The sequence below is a fragment of the Streptomyces sp. NPDC006691 genome, assembly GCF_042869955.1.
Taxonomy (GTDB): domain Bacteria; phylum Actinomycetota; class Actinomycetes; order Streptomycetales; family Streptomycetaceae; genus Streptomyces.
On record NZ_JBIAGW010000026.1, the window covers coordinates 1 to 20,376 of the forward strand.

General features: G+C 70.9%; 19 protein-coding genes. 9 read left to right on the forward strand and 10 right to left on the reverse strand.

Annotated elements, in window-relative coordinates:
* Positions 1–304 precede the first annotated feature (304 nt).
* Complete coding sequence (locus ACFYNP_RS34465; protein ID WP_388791147.1) at positions 305–796, forward strand: MarR family winged helix-turn-helix transcriptional regulator; 492 nt, start codon at positions 305–307, stop codon at positions 794–796.
* Between the two features lie 99 nt (positions 797–895).
* On the opposite strand, the gene ACFYNP_RS34470 is transcribed toward ACFYNP_RS34465, so the two are convergent.
* Positions 896–1,687, reverse strand: a complete 792-nt coding sequence (locus tag ACFYNP_RS34470; RefSeq protein WP_388791149.1) for a Mut7-C RNAse domain-containing protein — start codon at positions 1,685–1,687, stop codon at positions 896–898.
* Between the two features lie 354 nt (positions 1,688–2,041).
* Positions 2,042–2,881: an NAD(P)H-binding protein gene (locus ACFYNP_RS34475; protein ID WP_388791151.1), complete on the reverse strand. Its 840-nt coding sequence runs from the start codon at positions 2,879–2,881 to the stop codon at positions 2,042–2,044.
* A 312-nt stretch (positions 2,882–3,193) separates the two neighbouring features.
* On the opposite strand from ACFYNP_RS34475, the gene ACFYNP_RS34480 reads away from it, so the two are divergent.
* Positions 3,194–3,625 (forward strand): GNAT family N-acetyltransferase, encoded by a 432-nt coding sequence (locus tag ACFYNP_RS34480; RefSeq protein WP_388405263.1) that lies wholly within the window; start codon positions 3,194–3,196, stop codon positions 3,623–3,625.
* 65 nt (positions 3,626–3,690) lie between these two features.
* Here ACFYNP_RS34480 and ACFYNP_RS34485 read toward each other — a convergent pair whose 3' ends face one another.
* From ACFYNP_RS34485 to ACFYNP_RS34515, 7 genes are all read right to left on the reverse strand, one after another.
* Positions 3,691–4,224 carry a GNAT family N-acetyltransferase gene (locus tag ACFYNP_RS34485; RefSeq protein ID WP_388405266.1) on the reverse strand — a complete coding sequence of 178 codons (534 nt, stop codon included), beginning with the start codon at positions 4,222–4,224 and terminating at the stop codon, positions 3,691–3,693.
* A 101-nt stretch (positions 4,225–4,325) separates the two neighbouring features.
* Positions 4,326–6,914: a magnesium-translocating P-type ATPase gene (gene mgtA / locus ACFYNP_RS34490; protein ID WP_388791153.1), complete on the reverse strand. Its 2,589-nt coding sequence runs from the start codon at positions 6,912–6,914 to the stop codon at positions 4,326–4,328.
* Complete coding sequence (locus ACFYNP_RS34495) at positions 6,898–7,248, reverse strand: ArsR/SmtB family transcription factor (RefSeq protein ID WP_388405271.1); 351 nt, start codon at positions 7,246–7,248, stop codon at positions 6,898–6,900. Before ACFYNP_RS34495 ends, mgtA begins: the two co-directional genes overlap by 17 nt.
* Before the next feature lie 69 nt (positions 7,249–7,317).
* A complete protein-coding gene (locus ACFYNP_RS34500; RefSeq protein ID WP_388791155.1) occupies positions 7,318–9,342 on the reverse strand; it encodes an ABC transporter permease in 2,025 nt (674 codons plus the stop codon).
* Between the two features lie 116 nt (positions 9,343–9,458).
* The gene (modA, locus tag ACFYNP_RS34505; RefSeq protein WP_388406918.1) at positions 9,459–10,277 is read right to left on the reverse strand and encodes a molybdate ABC transporter substrate-binding protein; all 819 of its coding nucleotides are present in this window, start codon (positions 10,275–10,277) and stop codon (positions 9,459–9,461) included.
* Positions 10,278–10,434: 157 nt separating this feature from the next.
* Positions 10,435–10,830, reverse strand: a complete 396-nt coding sequence (locus ACFYNP_RS34510) for a molybdopterin-binding protein (RefSeq protein ID WP_100578725.1) — start codon at positions 10,828–10,830, stop codon at positions 10,435–10,437.
* A 253-nt stretch (positions 10,831–11,083) separates the two neighbouring features.
* The gene (locus tag ACFYNP_RS34515) at positions 11,084–11,668 is read right to left on the reverse strand and encodes a hypothetical protein (RefSeq protein WP_199846634.1); all 585 of its coding nucleotides are present in this window, start codon (positions 11,666–11,668) and stop codon (positions 11,084–11,086) included.
* A 174-nt stretch (positions 11,669–11,842) separates the two neighbouring features.
* Between ACFYNP_RS34515 and hemL the strand changes: the two genes are divergently transcribed.
* The 7 genes from hemL (at position 11,843) to ccsB (ending at position 19,823) form a co-directional block, all read left to right on the forward strand.
* On the forward strand, positions 11,843–13,165 hold the full coding sequence (gene hemL / locus ACFYNP_RS34520) for a glutamate-1-semialdehyde 2,1-aminomutase (RefSeq protein ID WP_388405277.1): 1,323 nt from the start codon (positions 11,843–11,845) through the stop codon (positions 13,163–13,165).
* Complete coding sequence (locus ACFYNP_RS34525) at positions 13,162–13,854, forward strand: histidine phosphatase family protein (RefSeq protein ID WP_388791157.1); 693 nt, start codon at positions 13,162–13,164, stop codon at positions 13,852–13,854. Before hemL ends, ACFYNP_RS34525 begins: the two co-directional genes overlap by 4 nt.
* A 453-nt stretch (positions 13,855–14,307) precedes the next feature.
* Positions 14,308–15,573: a hypothetical protein gene (locus ACFYNP_RS34530; RefSeq protein ID WP_388405281.1), complete on the forward strand. Its 1,266-nt coding sequence runs from the start codon at positions 14,308–14,310 to the stop codon at positions 15,571–15,573.
* Positions 15,574–15,650: 77 nt separating this feature from the next.
* Positions 15,651–16,259, forward strand: a complete 609-nt coding sequence (locus tag ACFYNP_RS34535) for a TlpA family protein disulfide reductase (protein ID WP_388405282.1) — start codon at positions 15,651–15,653, stop codon at positions 16,257–16,259.
* 7 nt (positions 16,260–16,266) lie between these two features.
* A complete protein-coding gene (locus ACFYNP_RS34540; protein ID WP_100578729.1) occupies positions 16,267–17,028 on the forward strand; it encodes a cytochrome c biogenesis CcdA family protein in 762 nt (253 codons plus the stop codon).
* Between the two features lie 3 nt (positions 17,029–17,031).
* The gene (locus ACFYNP_RS34545; protein WP_388405285.1) at positions 17,032–18,735 is read left to right on the forward strand and encodes a cytochrome c biogenesis protein ResB; all 1,704 of its coding nucleotides are present in this window, start codon (positions 17,032–17,034) and stop codon (positions 18,733–18,735) included.
* Positions 18,732–19,823 carry a c-type cytochrome biogenesis protein CcsB gene (gene ccsB, locus ACFYNP_RS34550; protein WP_388405287.1) on the forward strand — a complete coding sequence of 364 codons (1,092 nt, stop codon included), beginning with the start codon at positions 18,732–18,734 and terminating at the stop codon, positions 19,821–19,823. Before ACFYNP_RS34545 ends, ccsB begins: the two co-directional genes overlap by 4 nt.
* A 209-nt stretch (positions 19,824–20,032) precedes the next feature.
* Here ccsB and ACFYNP_RS34555 read toward each other — a convergent pair whose 3' ends face one another.
* Positions 20,033–20,311, reverse strand: a complete 279-nt coding sequence (locus ACFYNP_RS34555; RefSeq protein WP_388405290.1) for a PLD nuclease N-terminal domain-containing protein — start codon at positions 20,309–20,311, stop codon at positions 20,033–20,035.
* Positions 20,312–20,376: the final 65 nt, after the last annotated feature.

Consider the following 20,376-nt stretch of genomic DNA (forward strand, 5'->3'; position numbering starts at 1 on the left):
TTCAGCCCGTCCGGCGATTGAGGACGAGCGCCCTTAAGGCGCGATACGGGGTCCGGGGCGGAGCCCCGAACCGGGGGTGCAGGGGGCGCAGCCCCTGCGGGGGTCTGGGGGCGGAGCCCCCAGGGCCCGGAACCTTCAGCCCGGCCGCACGGGCGGGTGGGTGGGCAAACCCCCCGGGGTCCGGGGCGGAGCCCCGGGGGCCGGAACCCACCAACCCCGAGCAACGGGCGGGAGGGCGGGCAACCCCGCCAAGGGGAGTTTGAGGGGGCCGAGCCCCTCAAACTCTGCTTCGTACACTTTCTGCATGGCACAGAAGACCCGCCCAACCCCGAACGGCCGAGCCGACCTGCTGCGCGACCTGGGCGCAGTATCCCGCCGCTACATGGCCTCGTACGCCCTGTTCAACCAGGCGCTCGCCGACCACCTGGGGCTGCACCCCACCGACGTCCAGTGCCTCAACCTCCTCGGCCTGGAGCCGGGCCCCGTCACCACGGGACGGATCGCCGAACTGACCGGCCTCACGACCGGCTCCGCGACCCGGCTCGTCGACCGCCTGGAGAAGGCCGGCTATGTCACCCGGCACCGCGACACCGAGGACCGCAGGAAGGTCCTGGTCGAGGTGGTGCCCGGACGGATGGCCGAGTTCGGCAAGGTGTGGGGCCGGCTCAACGGAGCCTGGTGGGAGATGTTCGACGGGTACGAGGACGACGAGATCGCGTTCATCGCCACACACATGCGCCGCACCGTGGACCTCAGCATCGCCCAGGTCGAACGCCTCCGTAGCGGCCAGATATAAGCCGCACGTCGGACAGCGACTCTGTCCCGCCCGCTTTGACCCCGCCGACCCCGCCCCGCCCGCGCCGACCCCACCCTGCCCACGCCGACCTCGTCCCTTCTACGCCGGTCCGGCACGCTCAGCCGAACGGCCCCCCGCCGGGCGGCCCTCCGCCGGGCGGCCCCCCGCCGAGCCGAACTCCCGTACCGCCGAGTCGACGATCGCCTCAAGCGCGGCGTGGTGCGCGCCACGCCAGTACACCCGCTCGCAGGAGCCGCACTCGGCGAAGACCTCGTACGTGCTGCGAGTGCCGTGTTCCAGCCGGTCGCCCACCGACTCCTTGTCGGCCTCCCGCAGCGGTGCGTTGCACGCCGTGCACCGCGTCCAGGGCGCGAGCGTGGGCGTGAACCGGCCGAGTACGTCCCGCAGTTGCTCCTCGGTACGGTGGCTGTAGATGTACGCCCCCGCCCACAGCTCCCTGCGGTGCAGCAGGCCTCGGTCCCGCGAGAGCATGACGCGCCGCTCCCGCGCGGAGAGCGCCGCGAGCGCCGGGTCCCCGATGTCCTCGCTCTCGTACGCCGCGTCGACGCCGAGCAGTCTCAACCGCCGTGCAAGCGTGCCGAGATGGACGTCGAGCAAGAAGCGCAGCGGGGCACCCGGCACCGCCTGGGGGCGGTCGACGGCTCGCACCTCGACGGTCTCGCCCGCCACCGGAACGTGGGAGACCGGCACCGCGCGGCCGTCCGCGAGCAGCCGTCCGACCTCGGTGAGCGGGACGCCCAGGGACTCGACGACATGGCCCAGCGTGGACACGCCGTCGGTCACGACGCTGCTCGCGCCCTCGCGCCGCTTCACCGGAACGAAGAGCCGCAGCTCGGGGGCGAAGTCGATGTGGATCTCCGGTCCGTTCACGCCGTCAGGATGGCACTGCGCCGGCACTGCGGGCCAGGGCTTTCGGGGGCGCGCCGGGGACACCCCGGGGGCGGACAGCCGGACCCCCGGGGCGGCGGCCAAGGATGACCGGGGTTGGCGGAGGCGGTGCGGACGGGACCGGGCAGACGCGGACGAAGAGGTGAACGCCAACGCCAACGCGGAGGCAGAAACGAACCCGGAACGGACCCGGAACAGACGCGTACCCGGAACGGACGCGTACCCGGAACGGACCCGGAACAGACGCGTACCCGGAACGGACACGGACCCGGACCCGGACGCGGACCCGGAACGGACGCAGACCCGGACGCGTACCCGGAACGGACGCGGCCGCACCTAGGGCCGGAAGGCGTCCGCGTTTTCGCGTGCCCAGGATTCGAAGGTGCGGGCCGGGTGGCCGGTCAACTCCTCCACGGTGTTGGTGACGGCGTCGGGCAGCCCGTTGTGCGAGGCGAAGTAGCCGAGCAGCGCCTCCGCGACCGCGGGTGGCATGAATTCCGCCGTCGACGCCTTCCACGCCTCGGCACTCACGGCGTTGACGGTGAGCGGGCGGCCGGCCGCCTCGGCGAGGATCGCCACCTGCTCGGTGACGCTGAGGGAGGCCGGCCCGGTGAGGTGGTAGGCGCGGCCACGCAGTTCGGGCCGGGTGAGGACGGCGACCGCGGCGTCCGCGATGTCCGCCTCGTGGATGACGGCGGACTGGGCTCCGGGGAACGGGTGGTCCACGGCGCCGGTCGCCTTGACCGCCCAGGCCCAGCCGAGGGCGTTGCCGGCGAAGCCGCCGGGCTGGAGGACGGTCGAGGGGATGCCGGAGTGCTCCAGGCCGCGCTCGACCGCGCTGTGCATCGCGGCGATGGCATTGGTGTCGGCGTCGGGCTCGATGACGGAACTGGACGAGAGCAGCACGATGTGTCGCACCCCCGCGGCCTCCGCCTCGGCGAGGAACGCCTCGATGTGCTTCGGGCTGGCGTACAGGAAGACCGACTCGACGCCGGCCAGCGCGGCCGGGAACGTCGCCGGGTCGTCGAGGTCGCAGACGACGCGCTGCACACCGTCCGGAAGCGACAGCTTGTCGGGACTCGCGGAAGCCGCACGCACGTCGAGCCCGCGCTCGCGCAGCAGCGGGATGAGGGACGTGGCTACCTTGCCGCGGCTGCCGGTGATCAGAATCGTCATGGTGGAAATACCCCTTGGACAAAGGAAGTTGGAACCATTGAGGCGGTGTCGGCGGGAGGTGATGCCGGTGACCGTCGCACCAGTCTCAAACTGCGCGGTCTCCGCCTGCACCCGGTCAATCTGCATCAAACATAATCTGCGCGACGCAGATAAATAAGAATCCTCGACGAGGTCACGGCCGTCAAGCGCATATCGGCAGGGCGTCCGGTGCGGGGCGCCTGGGACGCGCGCGGAGTCCGGCGCGCGTGAGGAGCCCGGGGTGCAGGCGGGGGCGTACGGGGCTCCGAGAGGCAGGCCCTCTACCCTTCCGGCATGAAGATCATCGACCTTGAGCCGGGCGACCCGCGTCTGACGGACGACCTGCTGCCGGTACTCAGTGAACTCCGACCGCACCTCACGGAGGAGCTCTTCGCCGAGATCTACGGGGAAGGGCACGCCCAGGGGCTGCGCTTCAGCGCCGCCTACGGCGACGACGGGGCCTGTGTCGGCGCCGCGGGGTGGCGGATCATCGCCAACACGGGTTTCGTCCGCAAGCTGTACGTCGACGACCTGGTCACCACCTCCACCGCCCGCTCCACCGGCGTGGGCCACGCCCTCCTCGCGCACTTGGAGGCCCACGCGAGGGCGGCGGGCTGCACCTCCCTCAACCTCGACTCCGCTACCCACCGGACCGACGCGCACCGCTTCTACTTCCGCGAGCGCATGGCGGTGACGGCGTTCAACTTCGACAAGCCACTGGACTGAGCCCACTGGACTGAGCCCGCGGGACTGAGCCCGCTGGGCCGAGCCCATTGGGCTCGGGGCCGGCCCTAAGCCTCCAGGCCGGTCCACCAGTCGTTGGAGCGGATCGTCGTGCCCGGCGGGTACTCGAACTCGACCTCGCCGGCGCACACGAAGCCGGCCTTGCGGCAGGTGGCGTTGGAGGCGGTGTGGTCCACGGACGGATAGGCGTGCAGGGTGCGCCGGCCGCCCGCGGCGCGGGCCTGCGCCACGACAGCCCGGAGCGCCGCGACGGCCAGACCGCGGCCCCGGAACTCGGGGAGGACGCCGTACCCGGTCTCGTACACCGGCTCGCCCTGCCATATTCGCGGCCAGTAACCGACCGATCCGACGGCCTCACCCGTCTCGTCGAGGACGACCTTGAACATGCGCCCCTCGGCCGCGGGGAGGGCGCTCATCGCCGTGTACTTGGCGTGCCGGGACAGCACCTTCTCCTCGGACTCCGGGCCGCCGAGGTGCTCGGTCATCTCCGGCTCGTTCTTCCTGCGGAGCAGGCCGAGATCGCCGTCCGACCAGGGCAGGAGCCGGATGCGCGGAGGAACCTCACGGGCTGTGTCGCTCATGTCCAGAACTGTAGGCGCCGGGTCTGACAACGGCCCCCGATCAGGGGCGGAGGATCAGGGCAGGGCCGGAAGGTCGGGGGCGGAAGGCCGGGGGCGGAAGGTCAGGACCGCACGGCTCGGGCCGGCCGGGTGAGCCAGTACAGGGCGGCCGCGTACAGGGTGAGGACCAGGGCGAGCAGCGGATAGTACGCCAGGGGCAGTGCGGCCATGCCGATCAGCGGACCCAGCGGCGAGAGCGGGAGCAGCAGGCCGGTCAGCGCGAGTACGCCCGCGGTGATCGGGATGCCGCCGCCGCGGCCGGTGCGCAGCAGCACCATCACCAGGGCCTGGGTCAGCAGGTTCTCGGTGAACCAGCCCGCGTGGAAGGCGGTTTCGCCCCGGGTGTCGCTGACCGCCCAGACCAGTACGGCGAAGGTCGCGAGGTCGGCGGCGGCGTTGATCACGCCGAACCCGGTGACGGAGGCCAGGACTTCGCGGGGGCGCAGCTTGAGCGGGCGGCGCAGCATCGCGGCCCGCGGCCGGTCGTAGGCGAAGGCCAGTTGGGCCGCGTCGAAGCACAGGTTCTGCACCAGGACCTGCGCGGGCAGCATCGGCAGGAACGGCAGCAGCAGACCGGCGGTCAGCATCGCGATGACGTTGCCGAGGTTCGAGGACAGCGTGATCCGCAGATAGCCGGCGATGGTGGCGCCGCCCCCGCGCCCGGCCACGATGGCGTGGTCGAGCGAGGTGAGGTCCTTCGCCGCGAGCACGACGTCCGCCGTCTCGCGGGCCACGTCCACCGCCTCGGGCGGGCAGATGCCGACGTCGGAGGCGCGCAGTGCGGGCAGGTCGTTGACGCCGTCGCCGAGGAATCCGGTGACGTGTCCGCGCTCGCGCAGTGCCCGCACGATCCGGGCCTTCTGCTCGGGGGAGCAGCGGGCGAAGACAGTACTACTGTCGGCGAGTTCGCCCACCTCGGTGTCGCTGAGGGCGTCGAGCGACGCGGCGGTGACGACCTCGCCCGGGTCCAGGCCGAGCTCGCGGCAGGCGCGGGCGGCCGTTCCGGGATGGTCGCCGGTCAGCACCTTCACGGCGACGCCCCGGTGGGCCAGCGCGGCAAGGGCGTCCGCCGCCGACTCGGCGGTCGCGTCGCGCAGTCCGACCAAGCCCTTGAGGGTGAGCCCGCGCTCGTCCGCGGTGGTGTACGGGCGTCCGGTGGCGGGCCGTTCGGCGAGCGCCACCGCGAGGACGCGCAGCCCGTCGGCGGCGAGGCGGCCGGCGAACGCGGCCGCCCGGCGCCGTTCCTCGTCGGAGAGCAGGCACCGTTCCAGTACGTCCTCCACGGCGCCCTTGACGACCAAGGTGTGCCGGCCCAGTCGGCGCGGGGTGGCGACCACGGCCGTGGAGAGCCGGCGCACCGGGTCGAAGGGGAGGGCTGCGACCGCGTCGTACTCCAGGGCGTCCTCGGGCAGCCGCTCATCGGCCGCGTCGAGCAGGGCTTCGTCCAAGGCGTCGGCGCCGGGCAGTTCGGCGAGTTGCAGGGTCCACAGACTGTTGACGGCGGCCCAGTGCAGAACCGAGTCGTCGGGGCGCCCGGCCGGGTCGAGCGCACAGTCCAGGACCGGCCGGTCCTGGGTCAGCGTGCCGGTCTTGTCCAGGCATACGACGTCGACGGCGCCGAGGTCGTGCAGCGCGGGCAGCCTTTTGACGATCACCTGGTGGGTGCGGGCGAGCGTGGAGGCGCCGCGCGCGAGCGTGGTCGTCACGATGACCGGCAGCATCTCGGGGGTGAGCCCGACCGCGACGGCCACCGCGAACGGCAACGTCTCCAGGCCCCGGCCGCGCAGCGCCGCGTTGGCCATCAGGACCAGTGGCGGGGTGAGCAGCATGAACCGGATCAGGATCCAGGAGATGCCGTACACCGAGCGGTCGAAGGCCGTCGTGCGCCGGTCGTCGTGGTGCGGCTTGTCGGCCCGTGCGAACCGCGTGTCCGCCCCGGTCGCGACGACCACGCCGGTGCCGCTGCCGGAGGCCACGCTGCTGCCCTGGAAGCAGACTTCGGGCCGGTCGAAGTCCTGATCGTCGAGCTCGTGCGCCCGGGCGGCTCCGGGCGGCGCCTGCGCCGCGGGCTCGTCCACCGGGTACTTGGGGACCGGCGCGGACTCCCCGGTCAGCGCCGCCTGATGCATCGTCAGGCCGGTCGCCCGCAGCAGTCGCAGATCCGCCGGTACGAGGTCGCCGGGCGCGAGCCGCACCACATCGCCCGGCACCACCTGGTCCACCGGAACCTCGCGCGGCACCGGAGCCGCGTCGTCGTCCGTCCGGCGCAGCACGGTCGCGGTGCTGGCCACCAGCTCCCGCAACCCGGCCGCCGACCGGTCGGCACGGTGCTCACCGGCCGCCCGCAGAGCGCAGCTCACCACCACGAGCACCGCGATGACCGAGGCCGTCGCCCAGGCCGCGACCAGCGCGGAGACCAGGGCCAGACAGGCGAGTACGGCGGTGAACGGGTCGCGCAGACTGCGCAGGAAAATAATCGGCAGGGACGGAACTCGGCGGGCGGGGAGGACGTTTTCCCCATATCGCACAAGTCGCGCCTCGGCTTCGGACTCCACGAGTCCCCGCGGACCGGAACCGAGCGAACGAAGCAGCTGAAGCGGAGTGCTCCTTGACAACTGCAGAGAAGAGCTCCGCTCAGGCGCCCAGGTCACGGACGAGTCCCGACGGTCCCGGAAGCTTCACGCCCCCGCCGAGACGGGCGACCAGCCAGCGCACCATCTGAGCCACATCGGGATCGTCGACGAGATAGACGACCCGCCGTCCCTCCCGGCGGGACCGGACGAGCCCCGCGAGCTTCAGCTTCGCCAAATGCTGACTGACGGCCGGCAGCGCACCGCCGACCCTCTCGGCCAGACCCGACACATCGGACTCGCCATGGCTCAGCGTCCACATGATGTGCAGCCGCGCGGGCGAGGCAAGGAGTCCGAAGACCCCCGCTGCCTCGCCGAGCACCTGGGCCGACGGATCGGTGCTGCTCGTCGTCACCGTTGCCTCCGTCTCCTCGGTGTGATGGCCCTGTCTGTCTTCTCCGGGGGCCAGTCTAGAGGCGTCGGCTCACAGGGCGACCAGAGTCACCTCGGTCGCCTTCACGCTGGACCACACGGTGGCTCCTTCGGCGAGGCGCAGTTCGGCGGCCGCGTGCGGGGTGATCTCGGCGATGAGGTCGGGGGTTCGGTCGGAGGCGATGAGGACGCGCAGGCGGCTGCCGCTGGAGGTGATCTCGCGGACGGTGCCGGGCCAGATGTTGCGGGGGCTGCCGTCGGGGCGGGTGCGGTGGAGGGACACCGATTCGGGGGCGATGATCGCCAAGGCGCGGGCGCCCGGGGCGAGTTGTTCGGCCGTGACGATCCGGGTGCCGTCCGCGAGGGCGAGGCCGGCGGTGGTGGCTTGTCCGGGCCAGGCGTTGCGGCCGAGCATGCGGGCGACCCAGGGGGAGCGGGGGTGGCGGGTGACCTCGGTGGGCGGGGCGTCTTGAAGGGTGCGTCCGTTGTGGAGTACGAGGACGCGGTCGGCGAGGGAGACGGCCTCGACGGGGTCGTGGGTGACGATGAGGCAGACGCCGGAGAAGTCGGTGAGGTGCGTGCGCAGGGTGTGACGGACGTGGGCGCGGGTGGTCTGGTCGAGGGCGGCGAGGGGTTCGTCGAGGAGGAGGAGTCGGGGCTGGGCTGCCAGGGCTCGGGCGAGGGCGACGCGTTGGGCTTGGCCGCCGGAGAGTTGGGCGGGTTTGCGGTGGGCGAGGTGGCCGACGCCGAGGCGGTCGAGCCAGGTTTGGGCGGTGGTGCGGGCTTCTGCGCGGGGGGTGCCCTGGGCGCGGAGTCCGTAGGCGGTGTTGGTGAGGGCGGTGAGGTGGGGGAAGAGTGCGCCGTCCTGGGGCACCCAGGCGACACCGCGTTTGTGCGGGGGGAGTGCGGTGACGTCGGTGTTGCCGAGGTGGAGGGTGGCGTGGGCGCGGTCGGTGAGGCCGAGCAGGGCCCGCAGCAGGGTGGTTTTGCCGGCGCCGTTCTCGCCGACGACGGCGATGGTGGTGCCGGGCTCGGCGTGCAGGGTCAGCTCGTTGAACCCGGTCACATCCGCGTCGAGCGACCAACTGGGCGTCTCGGCAGTCGACTTGAGGTCGTCGCCCTTCGGCGGGGCGGCGCCCTCCGGCCCGCCCGGCCCGCCCGGCCCGCCCGGCCCGCCCGGCCCGCCCGGCCCGCCCGGCCCGCCCGGCCCGCCCGGCTCGACGGGTGCGGGGTCGGTGTCCGCGACGCCGGGGGAGGGAGCGGCCCCGCGTACCGTGGCGCCGCCCGTCCAGCGGCCGCGCAGGGCGATGAGTACGGCCATGGCGATGGCGAGGAGCAGGAGGGAGACGGAGGTCGCGGCCTCGGGGGAGTCCTGGAGCAGGAGGTAGACCTGGAGGGGGAGGGTCTGGGTGGTGCCGGGGAGGTTGCCCGCGAAGGTGATCGTCGCGCCGAACTCGCCGAGCGCCCGGGCCCAGGTGAGCGCCGCGCCCGCGGCCAGGCCCGGAGCCACCATGGGCAGGGTCACGGTGAGGAAGACCCGGAACGGCGAGGCGCCGAGCGAGGCGGCGGTCTCCTCGTAACGGGGCCGTAGCCCCCCGAGCGCGCCCTCCAGGCTGATCACCAGGAAGGGCATGGCCACGAAGGTGGCGGCGACCACGGCGCCGGAGGTGTGGAAGGGCAGCGTGATGCCGAAGGTGTTCTCCAGCCACGGGCCGAGCAGTCCGCGCCGCCCGAACCCGAGCAGCAGGGCCACACCGCCGACCGTGGGCGGCAGCACCATCGGCAGCAGGACGAGCGAGCGCACCAGGGACTTGCCCGGGAAGTCGACCCGGGAGAGCAGCCAGGCCAGGGGCACACCGAGAAGAAGGGAGAGACCCAGTGCCCAGAACGAGACGACGAGCGAGAGCCGCAGGGCCTCGGTGACGTCGGGGCCGGTCAGGTGTGTGCCGAGTTCGCCCCAGGAGGTGCGGGCCAGGATGCCGAGGAGCGGCATCAGCAGGAACGCGATGGCGAGCAGCGCGGGCAGCGCCAGAGCCACGGGTGGACGCCGGCGGGAACGGAAGCGGCTGCGGATCATGAGGTTTCCCCCGGTGTCCTGATGGCGCGGGGCCCGCCCGGCGCGCACGGGCGACGCGAACGGGCAGGCCTCGCAAGGGAGTTGGAGCGGTGACGGTCCCCCGGGGGCCGGGTCGGTTACGGCTGCTGGAAGCCCGCGTCCGCCAGGATCTTCTGCGCCTCGGGAGTGGAGAGCCACTTCACGAACGCGGTGGCGGCGTCGGCGTTCTTCGACGCCTTGAGGGTGGCGGCCGGGTAGGAGGCGACGGCGTTCTGCGCGTCCGGGATGTCGACCGTGTCGACCTTGCCCTTGGCGGAGGCGGCGTCGGTCTTGTAGACGATGCCGGCGTCGGCCTCGCCGAGTTCGACCTTGGACAGCACGGCGCGGACGTTGGGCTCCTGCGAGACCGGCTTCACCGTGAGGTGCTGCTTGTCCAGGACCTGCTTGCTGTAGCGGCCGACCGGCACCTCGGGGGCCGCGAGCACGACCTTCAGGCTGGTGTTGGTCAGGCCCTTGAGGTCTTCGACCTTCTTCGGGTTGCCCTTGGCCGTCGTGATCACCAGGCGGTTCTTGGCGATGATCGACGAGTCGTTCACATCGGCCTTGAGGCCGTCCATCGTCTTGGTGTCGGCCGTGACCAGCGCGTCGGCGGGGGCGCCCTGCTTGACCTGGGCGGCCAGCTCCTGTGAGCCGGCGAAGGAGAACTTGATGTGGGTGCCCGGGTTCTCCTTCTCGTAGGCGGCCCCGGCCGCCTTGAAGACATCGGTCAGCGAGGAGGCGGCGAGCACGGTCAGCTGCGCGGCCTTGGGCGCGGAGTTGGAGCTGCCGGACGGGGAAGCGCTCTTGTCGCTGCTGCCGCTGTCCTTGCTGCTGCTGCATGCCGCGGCCAGCGGGATCAGCAGGGCGGCGGAGACGACGGCCGCGGCGGCGCGGCGGCGCTGGGTACTGAGAGCCATGACAGACATGGGTGGAGCTCCTTCGGATGCTTGACGAGCCGCGCCGGGAGGTGAGGGCTTCCCCCGCTGGGTTTCCTCGGGGCATCCGGGCCGGATGCCCGTCGGTCACCGGGGAAGGGCGACGCCGCGGGGACGTACGTGAATGGCCGGTGTCGACCTAGGTGCGGTCGATGTGCACGCTGGTGGACTTCACTCGCGCGGTGGCCTGCATGCCCACCTCAAGGCCCAGCTCTTCGACGGCCTCCCGGGTCAGGAGGGAGACCAGGCGGTGCGGACCGGCCTGGATCTCGACCTGGGCGGCGACGTCACCGAGCTTGACGGCGGTGACGATGCCGGGGAAGGCGTTGCGGACAGAGGTGTAGGGCACCTCTTCCTCGCTGTTGGAGGACTGGCCGACTTCGATGGAGAAGGCGGCCAGATCCCGCCCGTCGATGAGTCGGCGACCGCCTTCGTCACGATGGGTCGTGACGCGGCCGCCGTCGGCCCAGCGGCGCACGGTGTCGGGACTGACGCCGAGCAGACGCGCTGCCTGGCCGATGGTGTAGGACTGCATGTGCGACAAGATAGGCGGCTTCGCACCGCATATACAAAGGGTCCGTCGGAACCTACACCGCAGCTGCGGAGCCAAATGGACGAAGGTCCAAGGCCCCCGGCACCGTCCTCGGCCGCCCTCCACAGGCTCAGCGGCCACCCCCGCGGCCACCCTCCGCACAGCCCAGCGGGCGCCGCGCCGGCCACCCTCCGTGCTCACCGGCTCGGGGCGCTCATGAGGTTTCGGTCCAGTGCGGCCAGTACGGCGTGAGCACTCAGGGCCAGACCAGGCAGTACGGCTGGTGACCCGCCTCGTGCAGCCGGTGCGAGAAGTCCTGCCATTCGTGCAGGAGTTGATAGACGTTAAACGCGTCACGCGGGCCGCCGCGGTCCGGGACCGTGGACCATATGAAGGCCGCGGCGCCGACCGACTCCTCGCCGACGCCGCGCAGCGGGTCGACGACGGTCATGGGGAGCTTGACCACCGCGTAGTCGGGGTGCAGGACGACGAGTTCCAGCGGAGGGACCTTGTGCAGCGGTATGCCCTGAATGCCGGTGAGGACCATCGCGGCCATCGTCTCCGGCTTGATCTTGGTGAACATGCCGCCCATGCCCAGCTCGTCGCCGCCGAGCTCCTCCGGGCGCATGGTGACGGGCACCCGGGCCGCGGTCGCGCCGTCCGGGGCACCGAAGTACTTGTAGGTCACCCCCACCCGGCCACTTCCGTTCCCCGCCAGAGCGCCGTCCCCGACCCGCTCGATCCGGTCCTGGGCGTCGCGCCGCCGGTGCCGTCCCCGCCGGTGGGCGCGCTCGGGGCCCCGGTCATCGGTCCCCTCGCCCAGTCCGCCACCGCGATGCATATCCTTCACCCGACTGCTTGTAGCCCGACTGCTTTGTAGATGCCGCGGCCCCCACCGCGCAACCCGATCATCCGCCGATGCCACTCCATCATCTGCGGATCATCGTGTCATTGACCTCCCCAGCGCGGGTGCGGTGAAACACCGGTCCGCGAGAACGTCCGGGCCTCTGCCACCATGGCGGGTGTGAGCTATCCGTACGAATACGACGCCCCAGTTTCGCAGAACCTCTTCGACCGTGCGTCCGCCGTGACGCCCGGCGGTGTGAACTCCCCCGTCCGTGCCTTCCGGGCCGTGGGCGGTACGCCCCGGTTCATGGTGTCCGGTACGGGGCCCTACCTGACCGACGCCGACGGCCGCGAGTACGTCGACCTGGTGTGTTCGTGGGGCCCGATGATCCTCGGGCACGCACACCCCGAGGTCGTCGCCGCCGTGCAGGAGGCCGTCGCCCGTGGCACCTCCTTCGGTACGCCCGGCGAGGGTGAGGTCGCACTCGCCGAGGAGATCGTGGCCCGGATCCAGCCGGTCGAGCAGGTTCGCCTGGTGTCCTCGGGCACCGAGGCGACCATGTCGGCGATCCGCCTGGCGCGCGGCTTCACCGGCCGCGCCAAGGTGATCAAGTTCGCAGGCTGCTACCACGGACATGTGGACGCGCTGCTCGCCGCCGCCGGTTCCGGGGTCGCCACGTTCGGCCTGCCCGACACCCCCGGCGTCACCGGTGCGCAGGCCGGTGACACGATCGTGCTGCCGTACAACGATCTGGACGCGGTGCACGCGGCGTTCCACGCCAACCCGGGCGAGATCGCTTGTGTGATCACCGAGGCCTCGCCCGGCAACATGGGCGTCGTGCCGCCGGCGGACGGCTTCAACGCGGGCCTGAAGGCGGCCTGTGCGAAGAACGGCGCGCTGTACATCTCGGACGAGGTGATGACCGGGTTCCGTACCTCGAAGGCGGGCTGGTTCGGCGTCGACGGCGTCGTGCCCGACCTGATGACGTTCGGCAAGGTCATGGGCGGCGGCTTCCCGGCCGCGGCGTTCGGCGGCCGTGCCGACGTCATGGGCCACCTCGCCCCGGCGGGCCCGGTCTACCAGGCGGGCACCCTGTCCGGTAACCCGATCGCGACCGCCGCCGGCCTCGCCCAGCTGCGGCTGCTCGACGACGCCGCCTACGCCAAGGTCGACGCCGTCTCGCGGGAGATCCAGGCGCTGGTCACCGCCGCGCTCAGCAAGGAGGGCGTGGCCCACCGGGTGCAGACGGCGAGCAACATGTTCTCCGTCTTCTTCACGGCCGACGAGGTCCGCGACTACGACGACGCGAAGAAGCAGGAAGCTTTCCGCTTCAACGGGTTCTTCCACTCGATGCTGTCGCAGGGCGTCTACCTGCCGCCCTCGGCGTTCGAGTCCTGGTTCGTGTCGACCGCCCACGACGAGCGCGCGATCGAGCGCATCGCGGCCGCGCTGCCCGCCGCCGCCCGTGCCGCAGCGGAGGCCACCGCATGAGCGAGAACAACGCCGGAAACGAACTGACCGTCGTGCACCTGATGCGCCACGGCGAGGTGCACAACCCGGACGGCGTGCTCTACGGGCGGCGTCCCGGCTTCCACCTCTCCGAGCTCGGCCGGCAGATGGCCGACCGGGTCGCCGAGCACCTGGCGGGCCGTGACATCACGCATGTCGTGGCCTCCCCGCTGGAGCGCGCCCAGGAGACGGCGGACCCGATCGCCAAGGTGCACGGCCTGGATCTGGCGAGCGACCCGCGGCTCATCGAGGCGGGCAACGTCTTCGAGGGCAAGACCTTCGGCGTCGGCGACGGCGCGCTGCGCAAGCCCGCCAACTGGAAGCACCTCACGAACCCGTTCCGCCCGTCGTGGGGCGAGCCGTACGTCGAGCAGGTCGTGCGGATGATGGGCGCCCTGGACGCGGCGCGCGACGCGGCCCGCGGTCACGAGGCGGTGTGCGTCAGCCACCAGCTGCCGATCTGGATCGTGCGCAGCTTCGTGGAGAAGCGGCGCCTGTGGCACGACCCGCGCAAGCGGCAGTGCACGCTGGCCTCGCTGACCAGCTTCACCTATCAGGGCGACCGGATCGTGTCCGTGGGCTACAGCGAGCCCGCCCGCGATCTCGTGCCGGCACACCTGCTGGCCGGCGCCAAGCCGGTCAAGGGCAAGTCGAAGGCCTTCGGCGCCTGACGCCGACGGTCTTGCGAGCGTCCAGGACGCGTGTGCCTGACGCCGACGGTCTGACGCCGGCGCCTGACGTCGACGACCTGACGCCGGGCGCGTGACATCGACGACCTGACGTCTCCGGCCGGCCGGATCATCCCGGCCGGCCCGTAGGCCCGGCCGGCCGGATCACCCCCGCCGGCCCGTAGGCCCGGCCCGCAGGCCCGCGCCCAACCCGGCCTCCCCCCACTGACCAACCAGCCCCCCAAGCCAGCCCGCCGGCCGCACCGTTCGCACGACCTTCACCCCCCGCCCTCCGGACCCGCACCCGCATCTCGTACGGTTTACGAAGATTTGTGCGAGCTGTGTGGAACCGGCCAGGTTTCACCCGACATCTCACAGATTGCCCAACTGCGGTGACGCACGCGGGCTTCGAGGACGACGAGACGACGGTGCGAAGCGATGGGAACGGACGGGCTTATGCGGGAGATCGGCCGGAACGTCAGCCGACGGGGCATGCTGGGGCTTGGTCTGGGGGCCGCGGCGGCGGCCGGCCTGGCCGGCTGCGGCACTTCGGGCGGTAACGGTGGCGGTAGCGGATCCAGTGGCAAGGGCGGTGGCGAAAGCGGTGACGCGGCCGCCAAGAAGGCCGACGCGAAACTGATAGGCGACGGTTCCACGGCCGACACCGGCAAGCAGCCGCACCAGCCCGAGAAGCCCGTTCCGCTCCAGCCCGGCGAGACCCCGCCCCAGTTCGTCATCTTCTCCTGGGACGGCGCCGGCGAGGTCGGCAACGGCCTCTTCCCGCGCTTCCTCCAGCTCGCCAAGGACCACGGCGCGGGCATGACGTTCTTCCTGTCCGGCCTGTACCTGCTGCCCGAGGACAAGAAGCGCCTCTACCGGCCGCCGAACAACGCCGTCGGCGCCTCCGACATCGGGTACCTCTCCGACCCGCACATCAAGGAGACGCTGAAGTACGTCCGCCAGGCCTGGACCGACGGCCATGAGATAGGCACCCACTTCAACGGTCACTTCTGCACCGGACGCGGCACGGTCGAGCACTGGACGCCCGCCCAGTGGCAGAGCGAGATAGACCAGGCGATGGACTTCGTCACCAAGTGGAAGACCAACACCGGCTGGACGGACGAGGACCCGCTCCCGTTCGACTACAAGCGCGAGCTCGCCGGCGGCCGCACCCCCTGCCTGCTCGGCCAGGACAACCTGCTGCCCACCGCGCAGAAGCTGGGCTGGCGCTACGACGCCTCCTCGCCCGGCGGCACCCAGGTGTGGCCGGTAAAGCGGCACGGCCTGTGGGACCTGCCGCTCCAGCAAATACCTTTCCCCGGGCATTCCTTCCAGGTCCTCTCGATGGACTACAACATCCTGGCCAACCAGTCGAAGAATTCGACCAAGGCACCGCCGGCCAACTACCCGGGCTGGCGCAAGCAGGCCACCGAGGCCTATCTCGCCGGATTCAAGCGGGCCTACGAAACAAATCGCGCGCCCTTCTACATCGGAAACCACTTCGAGCAGTGGAACGGCGGCATCTACATGGACGCCGTCGAAGAGGCCTTCAAGGGCATCGTCGCGAAGCGGGACGAGAAGAAGGATGTGAGGCTCGTCTCCTTCAAGCAGTACTGCGACTGGCTCGACGTCCAGGACCCGAAGGTGCTCGCCAAGCTGCGCACGCTCGGTGTGGGACAGGCTCCCGCCGGTGGCTGGAACACGTTCCTCAAGGCCGTTTAGGCCTTCCTGACAAGGGGCTTTACGGGCAGTCAGGGGGGCGCGGAAGATCCCCGAAACAGACATGCGAAACTTTTCACATGTCCGTGAGTCCTGCCTTCCGACGCCGTCGCACCCTGACGCTGGCCGCGGCTGCCGCGGCCGCCGGTGCGCTGACCCTGACGGCCTGCGGTTCCGGTGGTACGTCCGGTGGTTCCGGTGACACCAAGTTCGTCACCGGTACCGGCGGCATCGCCACCGTCGCCCAGGGCAACCGCCAGAACGCCCCGGAACTGTCCGGCGAGACCGTCGACGGCAAGCAGCTCGACGTCGCCTCGCTCAAGGGCAAGGTCGTCGTGCTGAACGTGTGGGGCTCGTGGTGCGCGCCCTGCCGGGCCGAGGCGCCGTATCTGGCCAAGGTCTCCAAGGAGATGAAGGCCAAGGGCGTCGAGTTCGTCGGGATCAATACCCGCGACACCGACAAGGGTCCGGCCCAGAAGTTCGAGCAGGAATTCGGCGTCGACTATGCGAGTCTGTACGACCCCATCGGCAAGCTCATTCTGCGATTCCCCAAGGGCAGTCTGAATCCGCAGGCCATTCCGTCGACGATCGTTCTCGACCGGAACGGCAAAATCGCCGCACGCGCCCTGATGGCGCTCGACGACACCAAGCTGCACCAGATGATCGACCCGCTGATCGCGGAGAAGTGATCGCGTGATGGCACTGGCCGCCGTCGGCTCGATGAACGAAACGGTCTTCAGCGGGGCCCTGCTCGTGGCCCTGCCGGTCGCCGTACTCGGCGGCCTCGTCTCGTTCTTCTCGCCCTGCGTACTGCCCCTGGTCCCCGGTTATCTCTCGTACGTCACCGGAGTCACCGGCACCGACCTGGCCGAGGCCCGGCGCGGCCGGATGGTCGCGGGCGCCGGTCTGTTCGTCCTCGGCTTCACCGCCGTCTTCGTCTCCGGCGGCGCGCTGTTCGGCTACTTCGGCCAGAACCTCCAGGACCACAGCACCACGCTCTCCAAGATCCTCGGCGTGCTGATGATCCTCATGGGCGTCTTCTTCATGGGGCTCATGCCCTGGATGACCCAGCGCGAATTCCGCTTCCACAGACGGCCGGTGACCGGGCTCGCCGGGGCGCCGCTGCTCGGCGCGCTCTTCGGCATCGGCTGGACGCCGTGCCTGGGCCCCACGCTCACCTCGGTGAACGCGCTCGCGATGGACCAGGCGAGCGCCGGCCGCGGGGCCATACTGACGGTCGCGTACTGTCTCGGCCTCGGGCTGCCGTTCGTGCTCGCGGCGGTCGCCTTCCGCAAGGCGCTCGGCGCCTTCGGCTGGGTCAAGAAGCACTACGTATGGGTGATGCGGATCGGCGGCGGCATGATGATCGTGACCGGCGTGCTGCTGCTCACCGGCGCTTGGGCGGAGCTCGTCCAGCAGGTACAGGGCTGGTCCCAAGGCTTTCAGGTGGGTGTCTGACGCATGAGCAAGACCGAATCGACTCCGGAGCCCGACCTCGGCGAGGCCGGGGCACAGCTCTCCACCGCCCCCACCGAGGAACGGTCCAACGGCCCCGTCGGCATCGGCGTACTCGGCTGGCTGCGCTGGTTCTGGCGGCAGCTGACCTCGATGCGGGTCGCCCTGATCCTGCTCTTCCTGCTGTCGCTCGGCGCCATCCCCGGCTCGCTGATCCCGCAGACCAGCGTCGACGAGATGAAGGTCGCCGACTTCCAGAAGCGGCACGACACCCTCACGCCGATCTACGAGAAGCTCGGCCTGTTCCACGTCTACAGCTCGGTGTGGTTCTCCGCGATCTACATCCTGCTGTTCGTCTCGCTCATCGGCTGCATCGTGCCGCGCACCTGGCAGTTCGTCGGCCAGCTGCGCGGCCGGCCGCCGGCCGCGCCCGGCCGCCTCACCCGGCTGCCCGCGTACACGACCTGGCGCACCGAGGCGGACCCCGAGCAGGTCCGCGAGGCCGCGCTCGCCCTGCTCAGGAAGCGCCGCTTCCGCGCCCGGATCAGCTCGGACGCGGTCGCCGCCGAGAAGGGCTATCTGCGCGAGGCCGGCAACCTGATCTTCCACGTCTCGCTCATCGTGATCCTGGTGGCGTTCGCCACCGGCCAGCTCTTCAAGTCCGAGGGCGGGAAGCTGATCGTCCAGGGCGACGGGTTCTCCAACACCCTCACCCAGTACGACGACTTCCGCTCGGGCTCGCTCTTCAACACCGAGGACCTGGCACCGTTCAGCTTCACCCTGGACCGCTTCGACGCGTCGTACGAGCGCAGCGGTCCCGAACTGGGCACGGCCCGCGAGTTCAAGGCGCACCTGACGTACTCCGAGGGCGCCGAGGGCAAGTCGCAGCAGAAGGTCGTCGAGGTCAACAAGCCGCTCGTGGTCGACGGCTCGAAGGTCTACCTGCTCTCGCACGGCTACGCGCCGTCGGTCACCGTCAAGGACGGCAAGGGCAACGTCGTCTTCCATGGCGCGACGCCGCTGCTGCCGATGGACAACAACCTGACCTCCAGCGGCGCCATCAAGGTGCTCGACGGCTACCGCGACGCCAAGGGCAACAAGGACCAGCTCGGCTTCGCCGCGTTCTTCGTGCCGACGTTCGGCGGCAAGGGCACCGGCGCGACCCAGATGTTCTCGAAGTTCCCGGCGCCCGACTTCCCGGTCCTCAACATCGGTGCCTACCACGGCGACCTCGGCCTCAACTCGGGTCTGCCGCAGAACGTGTACCAGCTGGACACCAGCAGCCGCTCGATCAAGCCCTTCAAGGACGACCAGGGCAAGATCCTCAAGAAGCTGCTGCTGCCGGGCGAGACCCTTCAACTCCCCGACGGCGCCGGGTCGATCACCTTCGACAAGGGCCCCATCAAGCAGTGGGCGAGCTTCCAGATCTCCCACCAGCCCGGCAACGGTCTCGCCCTCACCGGCGCGATCGGTGCCATCGCGGGACTCGCCGGATCGCTGTTCATCCAGCGCCGCCGGATCTGGGTCCGGGCCGTCCGGGGCGACGACGGTGTGACCGTCGTCGAGATGGCCGGGCTCGGCCGCAGTGAGTCCGCGAAGCTTCCCGAGGAGCTGGCCGATCTCGCGGTCACGCTCATCCCGCAGGCGCCGACCGCGCCGGATCCAGAACCCGAACCCTCAGTTGTTCCTGCCGAAGGGGCTGAGAAGTGAATCTCGCCGCCACCACCAATGAGAGCCTGGCCCACACCAGCAACTACCTGATCTACTCGTCGATGGCCGTGTATCTGCTGGCCTTCTTCGCCAACATGGCCGAGTGGCTCTTCGGCAGCCGCAGCAAGGTCGCCCGTACGGCCGCCGCGCTGACGGGCGCCGGGCAGCAGGCCAAGGACGCGGGCACCGTGAAGGTCGAGGTGGCCACGAAGAACGGTGGCACCGCGGTCCTGGAGCGCCCCAAGGTCGTGACCCGCTCGGCCGCCGGAACGCGTGACGTGCCGGACGGGCCGGGTGCCTCGGGCGGTGACGCGAAGGGCGACCTCTACGGCCGCATCGCCGTCTCCCTGACGGTGCTCGCCTTCCTCATCGAGTTCTGCGGTGTGCTCACCCGCGCGCTGTCCGTGCAGCGGGCCCCGTGGGGCAACATGTACGAGTTCAACCTGACCTTCTCCACGGTCGCGGTCGGCGTGTACCTGGCGCTGCTCGCCCTGAAGAAGAACGTCGGCTGGCTCGGCCTCCCGCTGGTCACCACGGTCCTGCTCGACCTCGGTCTCGCCGTCACCGTGCTCTACACCGCGAGCGACCAGCTGGTGCCGGCGCTGCACTCGTACTGGCTGTGGATCCACGTCTCCACCGCGATCTTCTGCGGCGCGGTGTTCTACGTGGGCGCGGTCGCCACGATCCTCTACCTCTTCCGCGACCGGTACGAGTCGAAGCTCGCCGAGGGCGGTAAGCCGGGCACCTTCGCGACGTCGGTCATGGAGCGGCTTCCGGCCGCGTCCTCGCTCGACAAGTTCGCCTACCGCGTGAACGCGGCGGTCTTCCCGCTGTGGACGTTCACGATCATCGCGGGCGCGATCTGGGCGGGCGACGCGTGGGGCCGGTACTGGGGCTGGGACCCGAAGGAGACCTGGTCCTTCATCACCTGGGTCGCGTACGCCTGCTACCTGCACGCCCGTGCCACGGCCGGCTGGAAGGGCCGCAAGGCGGCGACGCTGGCGCTGATCGCGTTCGGGTGCTGGCTGTTCAACTACTACGGCGTGAACATCTTCGTCAACGGCAAGCACTCGTACGCGGGCGTCTGACCGGTTGCGGGCGTTCGGCACGGCTGGGGCGGGCCTCTTGGGGCTCCGCCCCAGTCCCCGTTGCCGGGCCACCTACAGGGGCGCGGGGAACCGCGCGACCGGCCGCGCACGATGTGCACCCGACGGACTCTCCCCCGGAGGGTTCGGGGAAGGGGCGGGGAGGGGCCATGAACCGGGGTCCGGGGCGGAGCCCCAGGAAGGACCCCGGGCTAAGCCTCTTCGCCGCGCTCGCGCCGCTTCCTGTCCTCCAGGGACGCCAGGAACTCCGGGTTGTCGTCCGGCGCGGTCCACCGCGTCGGCGCCCGGCGGACCTTGCCCGCGATGAGCCAGGCGACCGGCCCGACCAGGACCTCGCCGAAGAGCAGCACGATGATGATCCACACCACCTTGGGGAGGCCCTTGACCTCCGACTCGGGCGTGTTCAGGCAGTCGATGAACGCGTAGATCCACAGCGCCAGGACCAGCAGGAACGGCAGATACCTGAGCATGGTTGGGCGGTCCCCCCGGGAACGGTTGCGGGCCGTGCCTCGGCCCCGGTGACCGGCCCAGGGTA